The sequence below is a fragment of the Candidatus Anoxymicrobium japonicum genome (assembly GCA_002843005.1).
GTDB classification, from domain to species: Bacteria; Actinomycetota; Geothermincolia; order Fen-727; family Anoxymicrobiaceae; genus Anoxymicrobium; species Anoxymicrobium japonicum.
In genome coordinates this window covers 1-4,400 of the sequence record PHEX01000093.1, presented here as the reverse complement: position 1 = coordinate 4,400, position 4,400 = coordinate 1, and the positions used below count along the sequence as shown (strand labels likewise).

The following is a 4,400-nucleotide window of genomic DNA, read 5'->3' as shown; positions in this document are numbered from 1 at the left end:
GGTAGACGGTGCCTGACCCCTGGCTTTAGATCGTCTCCGACCGCGGTCGTTGCGGTTTGCGTAGCTCAACAATATAATGTGATCTGTTTATCGATCTGTCTCGATTTATCCGATTTTGCTTGAATATCGTATTGGAAGGAGTAATGCATGGTCACCTGGATACCACTGGCAGTAGCGGGAGTAGCCGCTTTCTGCCTGGTCGTCGCCGCGATATTCGCGAAGTTCGTTCTGAAGGCCGATCCCGGCAACGAGAAGATGCAAGAGATCTCAAAAGCGGTGCAGGAGGGGGCGAGGGCCTTCATCCGCCGCGAGTACGGATACGTCGCGATCTTCATGGCGATAATGGTCGTGCTTATCTCGGTTGCCCTCAGGAACCAGAACGGGTGGCAGACCGCTCTCTGCTATGTGTTCGGGGCTCTCTGTTCGCTGACCGCCGGTTTTGTGGGGCTCTCGGTTTCTACCCGCGCTAACTGCCGAACTACGGAAGCGGCCCGCGGTGGCGTGTCCGGCGCGCTTACGGTCGCATTCCGAAGCGGAGCGGTAATGGGCCTGACAGTGGCAGGGCTCGGCCTCCTGGGCTTGACGATCTGTTACATAATCTTCGAAGTCGTGCTCGGGATGTGGAACTCCGCGAATATAGTCCTCGGCTTCTCACTGGGAGCGTCCAGCGTCGCGCTGTTCGCTCGCGTGGGCGGCGGAATATTCACCAAGGCCGCCGACGTCGGGGCCGATCTGGTGGGAAAGGTTGAGACCGGCATCCCCGAGGACGACCCGCGCAACCCCGCGGTCATAGCGGACCAGGTCGGTGACAACGTCGGTGACGTTGCCGGCATGGGCGCCGACCTGTATGAATCTTATGTAGCGGCGATCATAGCGCCAATAGCGATCGCTTCCAGCGGCCTGGTCTTCCAGAAACTAGGCGCGAAAGCGATGGTGCTTCCGCTTGCCGTGACCGGCGCCGGGGTCATCTGCTCTATCCTCGGCACTTTGATGGTTCGCACAAAATCTGGCGGACGCGCGGCGCAACGCGCGCTGACCTGGTCCACATACGCGGCCGCCGCCCTTGCCACAATAAGCTCTTTCTTTCTCGTCTGGGGCATTTCCGGCTGGAAAAACATCGGCCTGTTCTATTCCTTGCTGATGGGCATCGTCTCGGGCATTGTCATAGGCCTCGTAAGCGAGTACTTCACATCGGATCACTACAAGCCGGTGCGGGAGATTGCTAAAAGCGCGCAGACCGGGGCGGCGACCCTGGTCATACGCGGGCTCGCGGTGGGCATGCTCTCCACCGTTGTCCCGGTAGTCGCCGTGGCGATAGCGATGAGCGTATCGTTCTGGACCGGCAATCGCGTGTTTCCCGGCGGAGGCGTCTATTGCGTGGGCCTCGCGGCTCTCGGGATGCTGTGCACAACAGGAATGGTCGTTTCGGTCGACGCGTACGGCCCCGTCGCCGACAACGCGGGCGGCATCGCCGAGATGGCGGGGCTCGAGCCGGAGGTGCGAGAGATCACCGACAACCTGGACTCCGTGGGCAACACCACCGCGGCGATCGGAAAGGGCTTCGCCATCGGCGCGGCGGCACTGGCGGCCCTCGCCCTGTTTTCCGCGTTTGCCCAGGCGACCGGCCTGTCAATGATCGACATCATTGGAGATTACAAGTTCATGGCAGGGTTGCTCGTGGGAGGAGTGCTGCCGTTTGTTTTTAGCGCCCTCTGCCTGAACGCCGTCGGGCGTGCGGCATCCGCCGTCGTCGAGGAAGTAAGAAAGCAGTTCCGCGAGATATCCGGCTTGAAGGAAGGGGTCGAAGGCGTCAGGCCCGATTACGCCAGGTGCGTTGACATGACCACAAAGACGGCGATCTATGAGATGCTGTTGCCCGGCAGTCTGGCCATCGTTACGCCACTTCTCATTGGGAGGTTCATGGGCAAGGATTGTCTTGCTGGCTTCCTTGCGGGGGCTCTGATTTCGGGATTCATCCTGGCCATCATGATGGCGAACGCGGGTGGCGCCTGGGACAACGCGAAGAAGTACATCGAGGGAGGCGCGTACGGCGGCAAGGGCACCGCGGCGCACGCCGCCGCTGTAATCGGTGACACAATAGGCGACCCGTTCAAGGACACCAGCGGACCCGCGATGAACATTCTCATCAAAGTCATGACAGTCGTGTCGCTCCTGTTTGTGCCGCTCTTCATCAAATAAAAAAGAAAGAAGAAAGGGGTCAGGCACCGTCTACCTTAGCGTCTACCGCTATGCGGTAGACGCGGCGGGGTCAGGCACCGTCTACCGCTGCGCAGTAGACGTTGCCAGACCCTCCTACGCCGTAAAGGTAGACGGAGAGGTAGACGGTGCCTGACCCCAAAAAAGGTTAAGATGAAATTAATCGTAACTGAGAAAAATCAGACGGCAAGGCGCATCGCGGAGATTCTGTCGGGCGGCAAGGCAACGCGCGAAGGCGGGTCCCGCAGTACCGTCTACTCCTTTGGCGAGGTCAAAACCATAGGCATGCGTGGTCACGTGCTCCAGGTCGATTTTACTGAAGAGTATCGGAGCTGGCAGGATGTCGAGCCGAAGACGTTGATCGACGCCGAGATAATCAAGACGACAAAAGAGAAGATGCTTGTGAGCGCGCTGAAGAAGTTCGCGAAGCATGCGGATGAGATAGTGATCGCGACCGACTATGATCGCGAGGGTGAGCTTATCGGCGCCGACATTAGAGACCTCGTCCGTGAGGTCAACGCTGGGGCAAAGATCACACGAGCCCGTTTTTCAGCGCTTACCACCAGTGAGATCAGAGACGCTTTCGACAATGCCGTGCTCCTTGACGAAAATCTGGCGAAGGCGGGCGAGGCCAGGCAGAATATCGATCTCATCTGGGGCGCCGCGCTCACAAGATTCATATCGCTTGCCGCGAACAGGCTCTGGCAGAAGTTCCTTTCCGCCGGGCGGGTACAGAGTCCCACTCTCGCGCTGATCGTGAATCGCGAAAAAGAAAGAAGCGATTTCGTTTCGGAGGATTTCTGGCAGGTGACAGTCACGCTCGATCATGCCGGCGACCAATTCACCGCAAGGCATAAGACGGAGCGCTTCACAGAAGAACAAAAGGCGCGGGCCGCTTTCGATCGTGTCGAGGTCGAGGGGCGCGTGTCGGAGATAAAAACTCGAGAGAGGGTCATTTCTCAACCCGCGCCGTTCAACACAACGGCGTTCCTGACCGCCGCTTCGGCGATCGGCGTTCCTCCCTCACGCGCCATGAGCGTGGCGGAGAGCCTGTACACCAGAGGCTTTATCAGTTACCCGAGAGTGGACAACACGGTGTACCCGGAATCGCTCGATCTCGCGGACATACTGCGCGCGATAGAGAGCGCCGACGTGGTCGGGCCGCTTGCGTCCGAGCTCCTCAAGAAGAAGACACTCACTCCGACTCGCGGAAAGAAATTTTCAACAGACCACCCACCGATATATCCTACCGCGGCCGCCAACCAGTCAAAACTGAACGACCTGGAGTTCAAGGTCTATGAGCTTGTAGCGCGGCGCTTTATGGCGACGCTCTCGGACAGGGCGCTTGCCAGGTCCACCCGCGTCGATATCGACATAAGCGGTGAGCCGTTCGTGGCTCGCGGAGACGTGATAGAAAGTGAAGGGTTCCTCCGCTACTACCCGTATGCGAGAAAAAAGAACGATGAACTTCCGGTGCTGAGAGAGGGGGATCAGGTCAAGGTCGTTGACAAGGATCTTGCCGCGAAGCAGACACAGCCACCGGCGCGCTACTCGGAGGGGAAACTGATCGAAAAGATGGAACAGCTCGGGCTCGGGACGAAGTCCACCAGGCACAACATCATTCAGGGCCTTGTGGAGCGCGGATATGTGTACGACAGCCCGCTCAAGCCCAGCGATACCGGCATAGCGGTGTCGAGAGCGCTCGAGCGTCACGCCAACATGGTCACGACACCTGACATGACCGCTGAGCTCGAGCGAGATATGGACGCTATTGTCGAAGGCGTGAAGACTTTGGATCTGGTGGTGAACATGAGCCGCGAGAAGCTCGGCGTGATACTGGATGTCATGGAACGCGAGAAAGAGGATATCTCCCGCGAGATCAAAGAAGGGATGCGGGGAGACACCGTCCTTGGCGCCTGCCCGGCCTGTGGAGGCGAGATGACCACCAAGATCGCCAGGAAATCGCGAAAGCGCTTCGCGGGTTGCGCCAACTACCCGGAGTGCACCCGGACGTACCCGCTTCCGCAGAGGGGCGGCATCCTGGCCATGGGGGAGAGCTGCGAGGAGTGCGGCACGCCGCGCATCCGCGTTTTGACCAGTGGGAGAAGGCCGTGGGAGCTTTGCCTGGATCCGGAGTGCCCAACCAAGCCAAAGCGTGAGGCGCCCGCAGAAAAGAAAGCGCC

At 59.4% G+C, this 4,400-nt stretch carries 2 protein-coding genes; both read left to right on the top strand.

Annotated elements, in window-relative coordinates; all coding sequences use genetic code 11:
- Positions 1–147: 147 nt before the first annotated feature.
- On the top strand, positions 148–2,199 hold the full coding sequence (locus tag CVT63_07850; GenBank protein PKQ27469.1) for a sodium-translocating pyrophosphatase: 2,052 nt from the start codon (positions 148–150) through the stop codon (positions 2,197–2,199).
- Between the two features lie 171 nt (positions 2,200–2,370).
- On the top strand, positions 2,371–4,400 hold a 2,030-nt coding region (locus tag CVT63_07845), incomplete at its 3' end, for a DNA topoisomerase I (GenBank protein ID PKQ27468.1).